The 17,639-nt window shown below is 76.2% G+C and carries 14 protein-coding genes; 7 read left to right on the top strand and 7 right to left on the bottom strand.

Going from position 1 to position 17,639, the window contains the following annotated elements; genetic code table 11:
* Nucleotides 1-29: 29 nt before the first annotated feature.
* The 4 genes from AWH51_RS11690 (at nucleotide 30) to AWH51_RS11675 (ending at nucleotide 5,582) form a co-directional block, all read left to right on the top strand.
* Entirely contained in the window at nucleotides 30-1,226 is a 1,197-nt protein-coding gene (locus AWH51_RS11690; RefSeq protein WP_063072292.1) for a glycosyltransferase, read from the top strand.
* An 85-nt stretch (nucleotides 1,227-1,311) separates the two neighbouring features.
* Nucleotides 1,312-2,340: an NAD(P)/FAD-dependent oxidoreductase gene (locus AWH51_RS11685; RefSeq protein WP_063072242.1), complete on the top strand. Its 1,029-nt coding sequence runs from the start codon at nucleotides 1,312-1,314 to the stop codon at nucleotides 2,338-2,340.
* 77 nt (nucleotides 2,341-2,417) lie between these two features.
* Nucleotides 2,418-3,311 (top strand): dihydrodipicolinate synthase family protein, encoded by an 894-nt coding sequence (locus tag AWH51_RS11680; protein ID WP_063072241.1) that lies wholly within the window; start codon nucleotides 2,418-2,420, stop codon nucleotides 3,309-3,311.
* Between the two features lie 78 nt (nucleotides 3,312-3,389).
* Complete coding sequence (locus tag AWH51_RS11675; RefSeq protein WP_081235080.1) at nucleotides 3,390-5,582, top strand: AAA family ATPase; 2,193 nt, start codon at nucleotides 3,390-3,392, stop codon at nucleotides 5,580-5,582.
* A gap of 12 nt (nucleotides 5,583-5,594) precedes the next feature.
* Here the strand turns inward: AWH51_RS11675 and AWH51_RS11670 are convergent, their stop codons facing one another.
* Both AWH51_RS11670 and AWH51_RS11665 read right to left on the bottom strand, forming a co-directional pair.
* Nucleotides 5,595-7,778: an alpha-galactosidase gene (locus tag AWH51_RS11670; RefSeq protein ID WP_063072240.1), complete on the bottom strand. Its 2,184-nt coding sequence runs from the start codon at nucleotides 7,776-7,778 to the stop codon at nucleotides 5,595-5,597.
* 90 nt (nucleotides 7,779-7,868) lie between these two features.
* Entirely contained in the window at nucleotides 7,869-8,219 is a 351-nt protein-coding gene (locus tag AWH51_RS11665) for a hypothetical protein (RefSeq protein WP_254654558.1), read from the bottom strand.
* Between the two features lie 169 nt (nucleotides 8,220-8,388).
* Between AWH51_RS11665 and AWH51_RS11660 the strand changes: the two genes are divergently transcribed.
* From AWH51_RS11660 to AWH51_RS11650, 3 genes are read left to right on the top strand one after another with little or no spacing between them, the layout of a single operon-like run.
* The gene (locus AWH51_RS11660; RefSeq protein ID WP_063072238.1) at nucleotides 8,389-9,393 is read left to right on the top strand and encodes an aldo/keto reductase; all 1,005 of its coding nucleotides are present in this window, start codon (nucleotides 8,389-8,391) and stop codon (nucleotides 9,391-9,393) included.
* Between the two features lie 7 nt (nucleotides 9,394-9,400).
* Entirely contained in the window at nucleotides 9,401-10,669 is a 1,269-nt protein-coding gene (locus AWH51_RS11655; RefSeq protein ID WP_254654557.1) for a dipeptidase, read from the top strand.
* On the top strand, nucleotides 10,666-11,544 hold the full coding sequence (locus AWH51_RS11650) for a GNAT family N-acetyltransferase (protein ID WP_254654556.1): 879 nt from the start codon (nucleotides 10,666-10,668) through the stop codon (nucleotides 11,542-11,544). Before AWH51_RS11655 ends, AWH51_RS11650 begins: the two co-directional genes overlap by 4 nt.
* Here AWH51_RS11650 and AWH51_RS11645 read toward each other — a convergent pair.
* The 5 genes from AWH51_RS11645 to AWH51_RS11625 all read right to left on the bottom strand — a co-directional run.
* Nucleotides 11,478-13,220, bottom strand: a complete 1,743-nt coding sequence (locus tag AWH51_RS11645) for an ABC transporter ATP-binding protein (protein WP_063072237.1) — start codon at nucleotides 13,218-13,220, stop codon at nucleotides 11,478-11,480. The genes AWH51_RS11650 and AWH51_RS11645 overlap by 67 nt on opposite strands.
* Nucleotides 13,220-15,034, bottom strand: coding sequence for an ABC transporter ATP-binding protein (locus tag AWH51_RS11640; protein ID WP_063072236.1), 1,815 nt, complete (start codon nucleotides 15,032-15,034; stop codon nucleotides 13,220-13,222). Before AWH51_RS11640 ends, AWH51_RS11645 begins: the two co-directional genes overlap by 1 nt.
* Nucleotides 15,031-15,804: a class I SAM-dependent methyltransferase gene (locus AWH51_RS11635; protein ID WP_063072235.1), complete on the bottom strand. Its 774-nt coding sequence runs from the start codon at nucleotides 15,802-15,804 to the stop codon at nucleotides 15,031-15,033. Before AWH51_RS11635 ends, AWH51_RS11640 begins: the two co-directional genes overlap by 4 nt.
* A complete protein-coding gene (locus AWH51_RS11630; protein WP_063072234.1) occupies nucleotides 15,801-16,631 on the bottom strand; it encodes a thioesterase II family protein in 831 nt (276 codons plus the stop codon). The genes AWH51_RS11635 and AWH51_RS11630 overlap by 4 nt, the downstream gene beginning before the upstream one ends.
* A gap of 158 nt (nucleotides 16,632-16,789) precedes the next feature.
* A partial coding sequence (locus AWH51_RS11625; RefSeq protein ID WP_254654555.1) for a class I SAM-dependent methyltransferase occupies nucleotides 16,790-17,639 on the bottom strand: 850 nt, incomplete at its 5' end.

The following is a 17,639-nucleotide window of genomic DNA, read 5'->3' as shown; positions in this document are numbered from 1 at the left end:
CATCGGCCGACCCGGAGGAGCCCGACCGCATGACGACGACCGCGACCCGATCCCGCCGCCGCGCGCGCATCCTCTTCTCGTTCGCGCGCGGCCGGGGCCACCTCGGGCCGCTGATGCCCCTCGCGCACGCGGCCGCGGCGGCGGGCCACGAGACGGCCCTCTGCGGAGCGCGGTCCGTCGTGCTCGACGAGACCGGCTTCGACCACCTCCACCCGCGCGAGGTGTCGACCATGCCGTCGACCGCGCAGCCGAGCTGGCGGGAGGACGGCACCGGCGTCCTGACGCCCGTCGCCGCGTCCGGGGTGCTGCGGAACGTGGCGCCGTACTTCCTCGGGCCCACCGGCCGGGAGGCGCGGGACGCCGTCTCGGGGATCGCGTCCGCCTGGCCGGCCGACGTCGTCGTCTGCGACGGGCAGGACTTCGGCGCCATGGTCGCGGCCGAGCGCGTCGGCATCCCGTGCGTCGTGGTCGAGGTGTTCGCGACCGCGCCCGAGGGGTGGATCGAGCAGCTCCGCGAGCCCATGCAGGGCTTCCGTGCGGAGGTCGGACTGGCGCCCGACCCCGAGCTGCGCGTGATCGACGGGCAGCTCGCCGTGATCCCGTTCCCCGCGTCGTTCCGCCGCGTCCGCGAGCGCCGCTCGCCCGTCACCCGGATGGGCCCGGAGGCCCCGCGGCCGGACCGCGACCATCCCGCCGTGGCCTGGTTCGCGGCGGGCGAGGAGGAGCGCCGCGTCTACGCGACCCTCGGCACGATCTTCAACAGGGCGTCGGGCGACCTGCTGCCGCGGATCATCCAGGCCCTCGAGACGCTGCCCGTGCGCGCGCTGGTCACGACCGGGCCCGACATCGACCCGGCCGGGTTCGCGGTGGCGGGCGAGAACGTGCGGCTCGAGCGGTACGTGCCGCATGACGGCGTGCTCGACGTGGCCGACCTCGTCGTGTCGCACGGCGGATCCGGCACCATGACGCAGTCGCTCGCGCACGGCGTGCCCCTGCTCGTGCTGCCGCTGGGCGCCGACCAGCTCCCCAACGGCGAGCGGGTGCGGGAGCTCGGGGCGGGCGCGATGCTCGACGCGCGCGCGACGCCGGACGAGATCGCGGCGCGGATCCGGGCGATGCTCGCGGATCCGACCCCGCGCGCGGCCGCCGCGGCCGTCGCCGCGGAGATGCGCGCGCTGCCGTCGCCCGACGACGTGCTGCGGCGCATCGAGGCGCTCCTGCGCTGAGGTCGGCGGCCGCGACAGGCGGCTCCGCCTTGCTGATCCCGCAAGGAGCCGTGCGCCGAGCGCCCGGGTCCGCGAGGCTCGAGCCATGGACATCACACGAGGGATCGACGGCCGGCACGAGTGGGACGCGGTCGTCGTCGGCGGCGGCGCCGCGGGATCGAGCGCGGCGCTCATGCTGGCGCGCGCTCGCCGGAGCGTGCTCGTCGTGGACGCGGGCCAGCCGCGCAACGCGGTCGCCGCGCACATGCACGGCGTGCTCGGCCACGACGGGAAGCCGCCGCGGCAGCTCCTCGCGGAGGGGCGCCGCGAGATCGAGGGCTACGGCGGCGTCGTGCTCGACGGGCGGGTCGAGGGGATCGCGGCGATCGAGGATCCCGCCGGCCCGCGCTTCCGCGTGAGCCTCGACAGCGGCGCCGAGGTGCGCGCCCGCCGCGTGATCCTCGCGACCGGCCTCGCCGACGTCCTGCCCGAGGTGCTCGGCCTCGCCGCGCACTGGGGCGCGGGCATCGTCGTGTGCCCCTACTGCGACGGCTGGGAGGTGCGCGACCGCCGCATCGGCGTGCTCGCCACCGGGCCCGGCAGCCTCCACCACGTGCAGATGCTGCGCCAGTGGTCCGCCGACATCACCTTCCTCGTCGCGGGCGGGACGGCGGACGGCCAGCCGCTCGAGATCGACGCCGCGACGCGCGCCGGGCTCGACGCCCGCGGGATCCGCATCGAGGAGGCGGTCGTCACGCGCGTGCTCGGCGAGCGCGGCGCGCTCGAGGGCGTCGAGCTCGCCGACGGCCGGGTCCTCCCGCTCGACTCGCTCTTCGCGATGCCCGGCGTCGCGCCCCGCGACGGGTTCGCCCGCGCGCTCGGCGCCGCGACCGAGGAGACGCCCTGGGGTCCGTTCGTGGCGGCGGATCCGATGGGCCGCACGAGCGTGCCCGGCCTGCTCATCGCCGGCAACGCGTCGAGCGGATCCGCGAACGTGCCCGTCGCCATGGCCGCCGGCACCATGGCGGGCGCGATGGCGAACGCCGGGATGGTGACCGAGGACGTCGCCGCCGCGGTCGCCGTCGCGCATGCTGCCGCGCCCGGCGCCAGCATCACCCGCACCGCCGCGGCCTGAGCGCGACCCCGGGCTCGGCCGTCCCGCACGCGGCGCTACCGTGGCGGCATCCCCGTCGTCGACCGATCGGACACGCCATGCTCACGGGTCACAGCGCCTTCCCCCTCACCCCGCTGCGCGACGGCGCCGTCGACGAGGCCGCCTTCGCGGGTCTGGTGGAGCGGTTGGCCGCCGCCGGCGTCGACTCGATCGCCGCGCTCGGGTCGACGGGGGCGTACATGTACCTCGATCGCGACGAGCGCCGGCGGGTCGCGGCCGCCGCCGTCCGGCACGCGGGTCCGGTGCCGGTGATCGTGGGCATCGGGGCGCTCGGCACGTCGGACGTCCTGGCCCTCGCCGAGGACGCGCAGCAGGCGGGCGCCGCCGCGGTGCTCCTGGCGCCCGTGACGTACCAGGCGCTCACGGACGACGAGGTGCTCGGCCTCTACGAGGACGTCACCGCGAGCCTGTCCGTGCCGCTCGTCGTCTACGACAACCCGGGCACCACGCACGTCCGGTTCACGCTCGACCTCTACGCCGCCATCGCCCGGCTCCCGCACGTCGCGTCGATCAAGATCCCCGGCGTCCCGGTCGACCCGGACGCGGCGGCCGCGCACGTGCGGGCGATCCGCGATCGGATCCCCGAGTCGGTCACCGTGGGCGTGTCCGGTGACGCGCGGGGCGCGGCCGGCCTGATCGCCGGCTGCGACACCTGGTACTCGGCCATCGGCGGCACGCTGCCCGGCCCGGTGTCGGCGATCACGCGCGCCGTGCGGGCGGGCGACCACGCGGCCGCACGCGCGGAGTCGGATCGGCTGCGGCCGGTGTGGGACCTCTTCGCCGAGCACGGCAGCTACCGCGTGATCGCCGCGATCGCCGCGCAGCTCGGCCTCGTCGGCGACGACCCGCTCCCGCGACCCGTCCGCGGCCTCGGCTCGGTCGCCCGCGCGCGCGTCGCCGAGGCCGTGGAGTCGCTCCGCCTCGGGGAGTGACCTCCGTCCGCTGGCGCTGAGCCAACTCCCGCAGTAAACTTGAGCCCGCACGACTCAAGTATGACCGAAGGGAACGCAGTGGCCAACATGCAGGGCGCACCCGCCACCGACGAGGACGCGAAGACCGCGCTCGAGCAGTACGGGGTGAACCTGACCGAGATCGCGAAGAGCGGCAAGCTCGACCCGGTCATCGGACGCGACGCGGAGATCCGGCGCATCAGCCAGGTGCTCACGCGGCGCACCAAGAACAACCCGGTGCTCATCGGCGAGCCCGGCGTCGGCAAGACCGCCGTCGTCGAGGGCCTCGCGCAGCGCATCGTCGCGGGCGACGTGGCCGACTCGCTCAAGGGCAAGCAGCTCGTCTCGCTGGATCTCGCGGCGCTCGTCGCGGGCGCGAAGTACCGCGGCGAGTTCGAGGAGCGGCTGAAGGCCGTGCTCAAGGAGATCGACGAGGCCGACGGCGAGGTCATCACGTTCGTCGACGAGCTGCACACGCTCATGGGCGCGGGCGGCGGCGAGGGATCCGTCGCCGCGTCCAACATGCTGAAGCCCATGCTCGCGCGCGGCGAGCTCCGCCTCATCGGCGCCACCACGCTCGACGAGTACCGCCAGTACATCGAGAAGGACGCGGCCCTCGAGCGCCGGTTCCAGCAGGTCTACGTCGGCGAGCCGAGCGTCGAGGACACCGTCGCGATCCTCCGCGGGCTCAAGGGCCGTTACGAGGCGCACCACCAGGTGCCCATCACGGATGCGGCGCTCGTCGCGGCCGCGTCGCTCTCGAACCGCTACATCCCGGCCCGCCAGCTGCCCGACAAGGCCATCGACCTCATCGACGAGGCCGCCTCGCGCCTGCGGATGGAGATCGACTCGTCGCCCGTGGAGATCGACGAGCTGCGGCGCGCGGTCGACCGCATGCGCCTTGAGGAGCTCGCGCTGAAGCGCGAGAAGGACGAGGCGTCGAAGGCGCGGCTGGAGAAGCTACGGGAGGACATCGCCGTGCGCGAGGCGTCCCTCGGCGACCTGCAGCGGCGGTGGGAGGCGGAGCGCGCGAGCGTCAACCGCGTCGGCAAGCTGAAGGACGAGCTGAACGAGCTGCGGATCCGCGCCGAGCGGGCCCAGCGCGAGGGGAACCTGGAGAAGGCGTCGCGCCTGCTCTACGGCGAGATCCCGGTGATCGAGCGCGAGGTCGCGCAGGCGGAGGCCGCCGAGTCGGTGCCGTCGGCGGAGGACCGGCTCGTGAACGAGCAGGTGACCGCCGAGGACATCGCGGCGGTCGTGGCGGCCTGGACGGGGATCCCCGTCGGCCGGCTGCTCCAGGGCGAGACCGAGAAGCTGCTGCACCTCGAGCAGGAGCTCGGCAAGCGGCTCATCGGCCAGAAGCCGGCCGTGCGGGCGGTCGCGGATGCGGTGCGCCGCACGCGCGCCGGCATCTCCGACCCGGGCCGGCCCACCGGGTCCTTCCTGTTCCTCGGGCCCACCGGTGTCGGCAAGACGGAGCTGGCGAAGGCGCTCGCCGAGTTCCTGTTCGACGACGAGAAGGCCATGGTGCGCATCGACATGAGCGAGTACGGCGAGAAGTTCGCCGTCTCACGCCTGGTGGGCGCGCCTCCCGGGTACGTCGGCTACGAGCAGGGCGGCCAGCTCACCGAGGCCGTGCGCCGCCGCCCGTACTCCGTGGTGCTGCTCGACGAGGTCGAGAAGGCGCACCCCGAGGTGTTCGACGTGCTGCTGCAGGTGCTCGACGACGGCCGGCTCACCGACGGCCAGGGGCGCACGGTCGACTTCCGCAACGTGATCCTCGTGCTCACCAGCAACCTCGGCTCGCAGTTCATCAGCGACGCCTCGCTGCCGCTCGACCAGCGCGAGCAGGCCGTGCAGCAGCTCGTGCGCCAGACGTTCAAGCCGGAGTTCGTGAACCGGCTCGACGACATCGTGGTGTTCCAGACGCTGTCGCTGGAGGACCTCGGCCAGATCGTGGAGCTCTACATCGACCGCCTCGGCGTGCGGCTGTCGGAGCGCCGGCTCACGCTCGGCGTCACCCCGGATGCCCGCCGCTGGCTCGCCGAGCGCGGCCACGACCCGCTGTACGGCGCGCGCCCGCTCCGCCGGCTGATGCAGCGCGAGATCGACGACCGCCTCGCGCGCGAGCTGCTCGCGGGCGACATCCGCGACGGCGACGCCGTGCGGGTCGACCTCGCGCCCGACGGCGAGGGCCTCACGGTCGGCCGCGCGTGGAGCGACGAGCCGGGGGAGCAGGCGCCGAGCGCCTGACGTCCTCGCGGCTCAGACCGCCGTCACCCGCAGGATCGCGATCGACTCGGGCAGCATCGCCGGCGCGTGCAGGCCCGACGCGGCCAGCGCGCGGCCGGTCAGCTCGACGCCGTCCCACCAGGCCGGGGCCGTGAAGCCGGGCTCCGGGGTGCCGACGCGCACGGGCTCCACGCGGTAGCGGCGGTCGGGATCGAGGCCCGGCAGCAGGAAGCGGCCGCGCGGGGAGACCTCGGAGCGGCCGATCGACGCGAGGAAGAACAGCGCGGAAGCGGCGTCCAGCGCCACGGCGCCGTGGACCAGCAGCGTCGGGTCGCTCTCGTCCGCGCGGACGACCGTGCCCGTGTGCATCAGCGCGCGCTCCTCCTTGTAGAGGGCGATCCACGCCGCGAGGTCGGCGTTCTCCTCGTCGGTGGCCTGCGCGAGGTCCCACTCGATGCCGAGGTGGCCGTGCAGCGCCGAGCCCGCGCGGAACGCGAGGCGGTGCGCACGGCCGGTGGTGTGGCTCACGCCCGAGGCGATGTGCGAGCCCAGGAGCTCCGGCGGGAGGAGCTGCATGGTCCAGCGCATCATCTGCTGGCGGTCGAGCGGGTCGATGCAGTCGGAGACCCACACGCGGTCGGTGCGCTCGAGCACGCCGAGGTCGACGCGGGCCCCGCCGGACGCGCACGCCTCGATCTCGAGGCCGGGGAAGCGCGCCCGCAGCTCGTCCATGAGGCGGTACGCCGCGAGCGTCTGCCGGTGCACGCCCGCCTCGCCGCGCGGGTGGACCCCGGCGTCGACGAGGTCGCGGTTGTGGTCCCACTTGACGTAGGCGATGTCGTGGGCGGTGAGGATCGCCGTCATCCGCTCGAGCACGTACGCGTACGCCTCGGGGATCACGAGGTCGAGCACCTGCTGGTCGCGGGCCCGGCGGGGGAGGCGGCCGCCGGTGGCCATGATCCACTCGGGGTGCGCCCTGGCCAGGTCGGAGTCCTCGTTCACCATCTCGGGCTCGAACCAGAGGCCGAACTCCATGCCGAGGCCCGTGACGTGGTCGATGATCGGGTCGAGCCCGTCGGGCCACACGGCCTCGTCGACGTACCAGTCACCGAGCCCGGCGTGGTCGTCGCGGCGGTGGCGGAACCAGCCGTCGTCGAGCACGTAGCGCTCGACGCCGAGCGCGGCGGCGCGATCCGCGAGGTCCTGCAGGCGCGCGAGGTCGTGGTCGAAGTAGACGGCCTCCCACACGTTGATCGTCATGGGCCGGTCGCGGCGCGGGTGGGAGTCCCGGGCGCGAAGGAAGCGGTGGAAGCGGGCGGCCTGATCGTCGAGGCCGTGCCCGTACGCGGCGTAGACCCACGGGCTCGCGTAGGACTCGTCGCGGGCGAGGCGCACCTCGCCGGGCAGGAGCAGCTCGCCGCCGCCGATCACCTGGCGGCCGGTGGAGAGGCGCTCGGCGTAGTGGCGGTGGTTGCCGCTGAACGCGACGTGGACGCCGCGCACGTCGCCGTGGCGGAAGCCGAAGCCGGGCGTGCCGACGGAGAGGAGGGTCGCGGCGTCGGGGCCGGTGCGGCCCTTGCGGCCCTCGCGCTCGTGGATCCCCACCACCAGCTCCCGGCGCTGCGGCGTGCGCTCGAGGCCCCAGCGTCCGGCGAAGTCGAGGATCTCGCGGGCCTCGGCCGGGAGCGGCAGCGCGAGCTGGAGGGCGCCGACGGAGTAGAGGCCGTCGCGCAGGTTGCGGACCTCGGCGCGCATCCGCACGAGGCCGGAGGGCAGCAGCTCGACGTCGATCGCGAGCGCGAGTCCCGCGGCGTCGTCGACCGCGTCGACGTGCACGAGCGCGGGGCCGGCGGACGCGGATCCGGGCCGGCCGTCGACGCCCGACGGCAGCGGCGAGCCGTCGACCGTCGCGGCCGTGACGCGGAACATCGGCGACCAGTCGGCGCCGTCGCGGTGCCCCTCGAGACCGGGCTTGCCCATCCACGACGTGTGCGCCTCGGGCAGGATCGACAGCCGCACGGGCGTGTCCGCGATGCTGCCCACGATCGGCTCGACGGACGCGAGCACCAGGGTCTCGAGGTCGGCCGCGGTCGTCTCGCCGAGGTCCGCGCCCCAGTGCACGACGGCGGGGAGGCGGCCGTCGACGAGGTCGAGGACCAGCGAGACGCCGGACGCCCGGAGGTGCAGGAGGGCGGAGGGGACGGCGGTGTCGGACATGGGGCTCCTCGCGTCGGTGCGGGTGGGGACGGATCCATCCTCCCGCGCTCGTGCGGCTGCCGGCGCCGGTGCCGGTGCGGGTGCCCGCGCCTAGTCCAGGTCCTCGAGCCCCGGGACGGCCGTGCCGTCCTGCCGGTCGGCGCTGACGCTCGTGCCCGACTGCGACTGGCGGGCGCGGACGGTGCGGGCGCGGATCCGCTCCACGGCGTCGGTGTCGCGCAGCTCGTCGTCGGACGAGCCCGCGGGCTCCACCACGATCTGGCTGGCCGGCCCGATGAGGATCTCGATCGTGCCCACCCCGCCCTCGGGCAGCCGCACGGGCACCTCGACGGTCGCGGCGGCGGTGCCCTCCCGAGCGAGCGCCTGCGCGCACTCCACCACGGCGCTGGCGATGTCGTCGCCGGTCAGGTAGCGGCCGTCGGCGTAGTGGATGGTGTGCACGCTCTCAGTGAAGGCCATCGCCCGCCGGTCGCCTAGGGGCTTGTCGCCAGCGGACAGGGGGTGGAGGGTCCGCCCCGCGCGACGGCCGCCCGGGCCGCCCGGGCCGCGCGGGGCGGTCGGGGCGGTCGCGGCGGGCGGGTGCGGCGGCCTCCCTCGGTACGCTCGGCGGATGACCTACGTCGCTCATCCCGATCGCTACTCGTCCATGCCGTATCGCCGCTCCGGCCGCTCGGGCCTGAAGCTGCCCGAGCTCTCCCTCGGCCTCTGGCACAACTTCGGCACCGCCCGCCCGATAGACACCCAGCGGGCCATCGTGCGCCGCGCGTTCGACCTCGGCATCACGCACTTCGACCTCGCCAACAACTACGGCCCGCCCCCCGGCAGCGCCGAGACCGCGTTCGGCCGGATCCTCGCGGAGGACCTCCGCCCGTACCGCGACGAGATCGTCATCTCCTCCAAGGCCGGCTACCTCATGTGGGACGGCCCCTACGGCGAGTGGGGCTCTCGCAAGTCGATGCTCGCGTCGCTCGACCAGAGCCTCGGGCGCCTGGGCCTCGACTACGTCGACGTGTTCTACTCGCACCGCCCGGATCCCGAGACGCCCATCGAGGAGACCATGGGCGCGCTCGCGACCGCGGTGCACCAGGGCAAGGCGCTCTACGCCGGCATCAGCAACTACTCGCCCGAGCAGACCGAGCGCGCCGTGGCGGCGCTCGCCGAGCACAAGGTGCCGCTGACCATCCACCAGCCGAGCTACTCGATGTTCAACCGGCACGTCGAGCGCGGGCTGCTGCCCGTGCTGGAGGAGGCCGGATCCGGCTGCATCGTGTTCTCGCCGCTCGCGCAGGGTCTGCTCACGGACCGGTACCTGTCGGGATCCATCCCCTCCGACTCGCGCGCCGCCACGAGCGGGTTCCTCGACGAGTCGGCCGTGTCCGCGACCTACCTGGAGCGGGCGCGCGGCCTGCAGGCCGTGGCCGAGGGGCGCGGGCAGACGCTCGCGCAGCTGGCGCTCACGTGGGTGCTGCGGCACCCCGGGATCACGAGCGCGCTCATCGGCGCGTCGAGCGTGGAGCAGCTGGAGCAGAACGTGGCCGCGGCCGGCGCCCCGGCGCTCACCGACGACGAGCTGGCGGCCATCGAGCCGCTCGCGGTCGACGGCACCGGGCGCTGATCCGCGGATGACGGACGCCCCCGCCCCCGCCCACCTCGCCGAGGGCGCCGCTCCCGCCGGCCTCGCCGCTCTCCCCGCTCCGGCCGACCGCGCCGCCCTCGCCGACCGGGTGAGCCGGATCCTCGACGCGCAGGGCATCGTCGACGGCCACGACGACCTCGCCTGGGCGCTCCGCGAGCGCGCGGTGCGGGAGGGCGGCCGGGGCGCGTCCGTCGGCGACGACGTGCTCGCCCGGCTCGCGGTGGAGGACGCCGTGCCCGGCCTGCACACCGACCTGCCGCGCCTCGACCGCGGCCGCATGGCGGCGCAGTTCTGGTCGGTGTGGGTGCCGGACCTGCCGGACGTGGATCCGGTGCGCTCCACGCTGGAGCAGATCGATGTGGCGCGCCGGCTCGTCGCCGCGCACCCGGACCGGCTCGCGCTCGCCGTGACGGCCGACGACGTGGAGCGCGTCGTCGCGTCCGGCCGGATCGCATCGCTCCTCGGCATGGAGGGCGGCCACTCGATCGGCGGATCCCTCGGCGTGCTGCGGGCGATGCGGGCGCTCGGCGTCCGCTACATGACGCTCACCCACAACGCGAACGTGCCCTGGGCCGACTCCGCGACCGACGCGCCCGTGCTGCACGGGCTGAGCCCGGCCGGCGAGCGCGTGGTCGCCGAGATGGAGCGGATCGGCATGATCGTCGACCTCTCGCACGTGTCGGCCGACGTGATGCGGCACGCGCTGCGGATCGCCCGCCGTCCCGTGCTGTTCACGCACTCCGGGGCGCGCGCCGAGTGCGACGTGCCGCGGAACGTGCCGGACGACGTGCTCGCCGCGCTCCCCGCGAACGACGGTGTCTGCATGGCGACCTTCGTCCCGCAGTTCGTGTCACCCGCGGTGGCGGCGTGGCACGACGAGACGCTGGCGCTCGCCGTGGCCGAGGGCGTGGATCCGCGCGACCACGAGGGCGTGCAGGCCGTCGCCGCGCGCCGCCCGGGGGATCGGCCGCGCGCGACGCTCGCCGACGTCGTGCGGCACGTGGAGCGGATCCGCGAGGTCGCCGGACCCCGGCACGTGGGCCTCGGCGGCGACTACGACGGCATCGACCGCACTCCCGACGGGCTCGAGGACGTGTCGTGCTACCCGGCGCTGATCGCGGCGCTCGCCGAGCGGGGCTGGTCGGACGGAGACCTGCGGGCGCTCGCGGGCGGCAACGCGCTGCGCGTGCTGCGGGCGGCGGATGCGGACGACGAGGTGTCGCGCGCGCCGGCGGACGCGGGGGACCTGGCGTGAGCGCGGAGGGCGGCGCCCGGGGCGGCGACGCCCTCGGCGCCGCATCCGCCGCGGCCCTGCGCGCCATGGACGCGCGCGCCGCGGCCGCGCTCCTCGACGACCTCGCCGACCGCGGCTGGCCAGCGGAGCACCGCGAGCGGCACGGCGGCTGGATCCTGCGCGCCGCGGGCGGCGTGACGAAGCGCGCGAACTCCGTGCTCCCGGCCGGCCCGGTCGACGACACGGACGCTGCCCTCGACGCGGTCGAGGCGTTCGCGGACCGCCACGGGATCGACCCCTGCGTGCAGGTGTCGCCCGCGTCGGAGCCCGCCGACCTCGCCGCCCGGCTCACCGCCCGCGGCTACGTCGCCGAGGCGCGGACGCTCGTGCAGGTCGCCGACGCCGGCGCGGTGGCGGCGCTTCTAGCGGACGCGGCCCCCACGGATCCGGTGCTCGCGCTCACGGTCGCGGACGCGCCCGACGACGCCTGGCTCGACGCGTGGTGGAGCGTCGACGGGCGCGGCGGAACCGCCGAGCTCGCCGTCGCCCGCGGGATCCTCGCGCGCGGCCCGGCCGTGTACGCCGCAGTGCGCGACGGCGACCGCGTGCTCGCCACCGCGCGCCTCGCGCTCGTCGGCCGCTGGGGCGGGCTGTTCGCCGTCGCGACGCGCCCCGAGGCCCGGCGGCGCGGCCTGTCGCGGGCGGCCATGGGAGCTGTGGTCGGCGCGGGCGTCGAGCGGGGGATCACCGACCTCTGGCTGCAGGTCGTGGCCGAGAACGACGGCGCGCTCGCCCTCTACGACGGGCTCGGCTTCCAGCCCGCGTCGCGCTACGAGTACTGGGCCCGCACCCGCCAGCCGTCGGCCGCCTCGAGATCGGCGAGGAACCGCGCGTAGACGCCCGGCTCGGCGGCGAGCGCGTCGTGCGTGCCGCGCTGCACGAGTCGGCCGCCGTCGAGCACGAGGATCTCGTCGGCGCTGCGGATCGTGTCGAGCCGGTGCGCGATCACGAGCAGGGTCCGGCGCCCGCGCAGGAGCCGGATCGCCTCGCCCACGGCCGCGGCGCTCTCCGCGTCGAGCGCCGCCGTGGCCTCGTCGAGCACGACCACGGGCGTGTCCGCGAGGAGCACCCGGGCGATGGACACGCGCTGGCGCTGGCCGCCCGACAGCTGCCGGCCGCCCTCGCCCACGGGCGTGTCGAGGTCGAGCCCGGCGCCGAGCGGCAGGCCGGCGCGGCGGAGCGCGTCGGTGACGGCGGCGTCGTCCGCGTCCGGATCCGCGAGGCGCACGTTGTCGCCGAGCGTGCCGGCGAGCAGGTGCACGTCCTGGAAGACGGTGGACACGGACGCGGCCACGTCGGCGAGCGCCATGTCGCGCACGTCGACCCCGCCGATCCGCACGGCGCCGTCGGTCACGTCGGCGGCGCGGGCGAGGAGCCGGGCGATCGTCGTCTTGCCGGATCCGGACGGGCCGACGAGCGCGATCATGCGGCCGGCGGGCAGGGCGGCGTCGACGCCCGCGACGGCCGGGGTCGCGGATCCCGGGTAGGAGAAGGAGACGCCGTCGAGCTCCACGTCGGCGCCGACGGGCCGGAGCGTCGTGCCCAGCGGGCGCTCCGGGATGGGGGCGGCGTCGAGGATCCGGCGGACGGCGCCGAGATCGCGGCGCGCGGCGCGCACCCCGACGGCCAGCTCCGCCGCCTGGCCGACGAGGTCGGCGGCGTGGAAGACGAGCACGAGCGTCGCGACCGTGCGGCCGGCGTCGACCGGGCCGCCGCCGACGCGGTCGACCGCGAGCACGAGCGCCACGACGAGCGCGGCGCGCATGACCGTGCCGAACGCGACCAGCCCCGCGACGATGCGGCCGATGAGCGCCCGGGACGCGGCGCGGTGCCGCACCAGGATCCCGTCGACGAGTCCCGCGTCGCGTCCCGTGCGCCCGTGCGCGCGCAGCACGTGCTGCGCCTGCGCGAACTCCACGACGCGCTCGGCGATCTCCGTGTCGGCCGCGGCGCGCGCGGCGTCGGCGCGCGCCACGATCCGGCCGCCGAGGCGGAGGGCCAGCACGAGCACCGGGGCGAGCACGAGCAGGGCGACGCCGAGCGGGGGATCCAGCACCAGGAGCGCGACCGCGATCACGGCGGGCACGACGGTCGCGGTGATGAGCGGCCGCAGCAGGTACGCCGGCACGCCCATCGACGCGAGCACGCTGCCGCCCGCCGCACCCGTGAGCTCGGCGCGGTGCGCGGCGTCGAACCAGGCGAGCGGGAGGCGCACCACGTGGTCGCCGATGCGGTGGTGCAGCGCGTTCGCCGCCCGCACGCCCGCGCCGAACGCGGCCGACTGCGCCCGCGCCTGCACGGCGAGGTGGGCGGCGGCGAGGAGCAGGAAGAGGGCGATCCACGGCCACGCGGACGACGGATCCGGCCCGAACAGGCGCTCCAGCACCGGCACGAGGGCGACCACCGCCGCGCCGTGCAGCACGGACGCCGCCGCCATGCGCGCCACCACCGGGCGCAGCTCCCGCTCGCCCGCGGGACCGAGGGTGCGGCGGATGTCGTCGATCGCGCCCATCAGCGCTCCTCCCGGTCGGTGTCGGTCGTGCGGGTCGTGCGGGTCGTGGCGGTCGGGGCCGGTTCCAGCGCGCCCGTGCGCCGGAGCCGCGCGTACAGGCCGTCGAGCGCCAGGAGCTCCGCGTGCGTGCCCTGCTCCACGATGCGGCCGGCGTCCATCACGACGATGCGGTCCGCGTCCTCCACCGTCTCCAGCCGGTGCGCGACGACCAGCACGGTCCGGCCGCGGGTCGCCTCGGTGAGGGCGCGCTGCATCCTGGCGGCCGTGCTCGGATCGGCGTGCGCCATCGGCTCGTCGAGCACGAGCACCGGGCAGTCGGCGACGAGCGCGCGGGCGAGGGCGATGCGCTGGGCCTCGCCGCCGGAGAGGCCGCCGCGGGGATCCAGCACGGTCGAGTACCCGTCCGGGAGGGCGTCGATCACGTCGTCGACCTGGGCGATCCGGGCGGCGGCGCGCACCTCGTCGAGCGAGGCGTCCGGGCGTCCCAGCCGGAGGTTCTCGAGCGCCGTGTCGCGCAGCAGCACCGTGTCCTGCAGCACGCAGCCGACCTGGGCGTGCCAGGCCGCCGGGGTCGCGTCGCGCACGTCGACGCCGCCGAGCTCGAGGGTGCCGCGGGTGGGCAGGCGCAGGCGGGCGACGAGGGCCGCGAGGGTGGACTTGCCGGATCCGGACGGGCCGACGACCGCGGTCACGGATCCAGGCTCCAGGTCGAGGTCGACGTCGCGGAGCGCGTCCCGCTCGCCGTCGTACGAGAAGCCGACGCCGCGGAGCACGAGGCCGGCGCCGTGGCGGGCATCGGGTTCGCGCGGGTCGGCGACCTCCGGCTCGACGGGCGCGCGCAGCACCTCGTCGACGGCCTTCGCCGCATCCACCGCGCCCCGGATGGCCTGCGCGCGCGGGCCGATGACGCCGACGGGCGCCGCCATCGCGGGCGCGAGGAGGAGGAACGGCGCGAGGTCCGCGGCGGGCAGCGCGCCGGCCGCGACCATCGCGCCGCCCACGGGCACGACGAGGGCGAGCACGCCGATCGGCGAGACGGTCAGCCACGACGCCGTGGTGACGGCCGTGGTGCGCGCGACCCAGGCGCCGAAGAACGCGGCGAAGGCGTCGACCGCCTGCAGGTAGCGGGCGTGCGCGCGGCCGGGCCGGCCGAAGGAGCGGACCACCTGGATCCCGTCGGCGAACTCCACCACGCTGCCCGCGATCTCGGCCGACGCGCGCCCGTACTCGGCCATCGACGACATGGCGCCGGACATCGCCCGCGCGAAGAGGAACACGCCGGCGACGAGCGGCAGGAGGCAGACGAGCGCGAGCGGCACGTCGAGGGTGAGGAGGTAGACGAGCGACGCGACGGTGACCACGACCAGGCGCGTGACGTCGAGCAGGGTGTGCGCGACGAGCGCGTGCAGCGCCGCGACGTCCTGCTGAACGGCCTGGCGGACGCGGCCTGCGTCGTGCGCGTCGAACCAGGCCAGGGGCACGCGGCCGAGCCGGGCGACGATCCGGCGTCGGAGGTCGAGCTGGAGGTCGGCGTCGGCGAGATGGGTGAGGGTGTCGGCGGTCGCGCCGAGCAGGAGGCTCGCGAGGCCGGCGACGGCCGCGAGGACCACCCCGCCCCACGCCGGGGGACCGCCGGGGTCGGCGACGGCGGCCCGGCCGATCTCGGCGACCGCGACGACGGCGGCGAGCCCGCTCGCGGAGGCCGCGGCCTGCAGGAGCACGGCGGCCGCCAGCCGGACGCGGACCGCGCGGACGGCGACCGCCACGGTGGCGGGCTGGCCGGTCGCGACCGGGGCGCCCTCCGTGCCCGTCATCGGCCCAGCACCGCGAGCTCGGTCGCCGCGTCCTCCGCCCCGCCGCGCAGCACGGTCCACGACCGCCCCGCCTCCCGTTCGAGCGTCGCGGGGTCCAGGCTGTGCCATTCGTATCCTCCTCGGACCTCGCGCACCGTCCGCTCGCCGTCGAGCACGAGCCAGCGCGTGGTGAAGCGGGTGGCGCCGTCGCGGCCGGGCTCGGCCGTGGTCCACCACTCGTAGGTCTGGGTGCCGATGCGCTCGCGCAGCAGGCGCGTCGGCGGGAGGGAGCGCGCGCTCGTCCCCATCAGGTCGACGACGACCACGCCGCCCGGCACGAGCCGCTCGAGGCAGCGCCGCCAGAGGTCGGCGCGGTCGTCGCTCCCGAGGTGCCCGGCGACGCCGACGAGCACGACCGCCCGGATCCGGTCGGGCAGCGCGACCTCCTGCGCCGTCTCGGGGCGGATGGTCACGCGGTGGCGGAGGGCCGGATCCTCGTGCACGCGGCTCCGCAGCACGGCGCGCATGACGGGGGAGGGCTCGGCGGCGAGGATCGGCGCGCCGGGCACGAGGTCGGCCAGCAGGCGCGTGACCCGGCCGGTGCCCGCGCCGAGCTCCACGATCGTGCCGGGGTCGGGATCCGCGTCGGGGCCGCGGCCCGCGTCGGCCCCGCTCGCCGAGGCGCCCGCCAGCGCCTCGGCCAGCACGCCCGCCATGGCCCCCGTGTGCCGTCGGGCCACGAGGTCGTAGAACTCCGCGCCGGGGGAGTAGTCCTGGAGCTCGAGCGTCACGGGAACATCGCCTCCGCGTCGGCGGGGAACGCGAGCGCCGGATCCAGCAGGGAGACGATCGCCTCCACCACCTCCGCGGGCCGCTCCGCCAGGTAGAAGTGACCGCCGCGGAACACCCGGAGGCGCGCGTCCCCGTCGGGGCGCGCGTCCCCGTCGGATCCGGCATCCGCGTCGCCGACGAGCCGGTGCCACGCCTCGGCCTCCGCGGGCCGGAGCTCCGGATCCGCGTCGCCGCTGAACACGCTCACCGGGCAGCCGGGCCCCGGGCCGGGGCGGGTGCGGTGCGTCTCGACCAGCCGGTAGTCGTCGCGCAGGCAGGCGAGCACGGTGCGGCGCATGTCGTCGTCGGCCAGGATCTCCGGCGCGGTGCCGCCCTGCCGCACGAGGTCGGCGAGCAGCACGGCGTCGTCCTGCCGGTGCAGGGTGCCGCCCCACCGCTCGGTCGGCGCGCGGCGTCCCGACACGACGAGCCGGACGGCGGGGCGGCCCGCGGCCGCGAGGAGGCGCGCGGTCTCGTAGGCGACCAGGGCGCCCATGCTGTGCCCGAAGAGCACGACCGGCAGGCGGTCCGGCAGCGCGCCGACGGCCGTCGCGACGTCGGCGGCGAGCGCGTCGAGGTCGGGGCTGACGGGATCGCCGTAGCGGTCGCCGCGGCCCGGGTACTGCACCCCGAGGAGCTCGACGCCCCGCGGCACGAACGGCGCCCACCCGCGGTAGGCGGACGCCGCGCCGCCGGCGTGCGGCAGGCAGACGAGGCGGATGCGGGGCGCGGGCGCCGCCTGGATGCGCCGCAGCCAGGCGTCCTCCATGCGTGGGGTGTCGATCACGGCGGGCTCCTCGTGCTCGGGTGCGGGTGCGGGTGCGGGTGCGGATGCGGGTGGGCGGTCGTGCGGATGCTCGTGCGCGCGGGTCGGCGGTCGGGAGGAGCGTAGCCCTTGTTGAGAACCATCCGCGATAAGAGCGGTATCGGATGGGGAGGGACGCGTCACCCGGCGGGCGGATCCGCGCGCCGCGGGACGAACGCGGCCAGCGGCAGGGAGGCGTCGGCCGCGGCGGGCAGGCGCACGAGGTCCATGCCGGCCTCGCGGGCGAGCTCCTCGAGGCCCACCGGATCCCACGAGTAGGCGTCGTGCACCTCGCGCGCGCGACCGCCCGGCTCGACGCTCCGCCAGCGCGTGCGCAGGGCGAGCAGGCCGTCGGGCGCGGGATCCGACCGGAACCACCACTCGAGCTCGTCGTCGCCCACGCGCGTGCGGGCGAGCCGCGACTCGGGCACGCGCGCCCCGGCCTCGAGGCCCATCGTCTCGACGACGACGACCCCGTCCGGGAGGAGCCGCGCGGCGATGCGCTCGAAGAGCCGGGCGCGCTGCCCACGGTCGAGGTGGCCGAGCACGCCGCAGAGCAGCACCGCGGAGAGGCGGTCGGGCAGGTCGAGGTCGGGGGCGGATCCGGCGGTGACGGTCACGCGCTCCTGGAGGCCCGGGGCGTCGAGGATCCGCGCGGTCAGCACGGCCCGCAGCGGCTCGGACGGCTCGGCGGCCACCACGCGCGCCTCGGGATGGGCGCGCGCGACGGCCCGGATCACGACGCCCGTGCCCGCGCCGATGTCGAGCACGGGCGCCCGTGACAGGTCGCGGCCCTCGAGCAGGCGGCAGACGGCGGCGGCCGTGAGCTCCGCGTGCGCGGCGGCGGCGAGGTCGAAGAGCTCGGCGGCGGGGCCGTAGGGGTCGGCGGGTGCTGGATCGGCGGGAGTCTTCGAGCTCCAAGACCTTTTGATGCAGGATCTACTCGATGCGGAAAGAGATTTCAGGGAAGCTGTATTGCCGTGCCCGACG

Source organism: Clavibacter tessellarius (assembly GCF_001618005.1).
GTDB lineage: Bacteria > Actinomycetota > Actinomycetes > Actinomycetales > Microbacteriaceae > Clavibacter > Clavibacter tessellarius_A.
The sequence above is the reverse complement of the archived record's forward strand: the minus strand, read 5'-3'. Positions and strand labels throughout refer to the sequence as shown.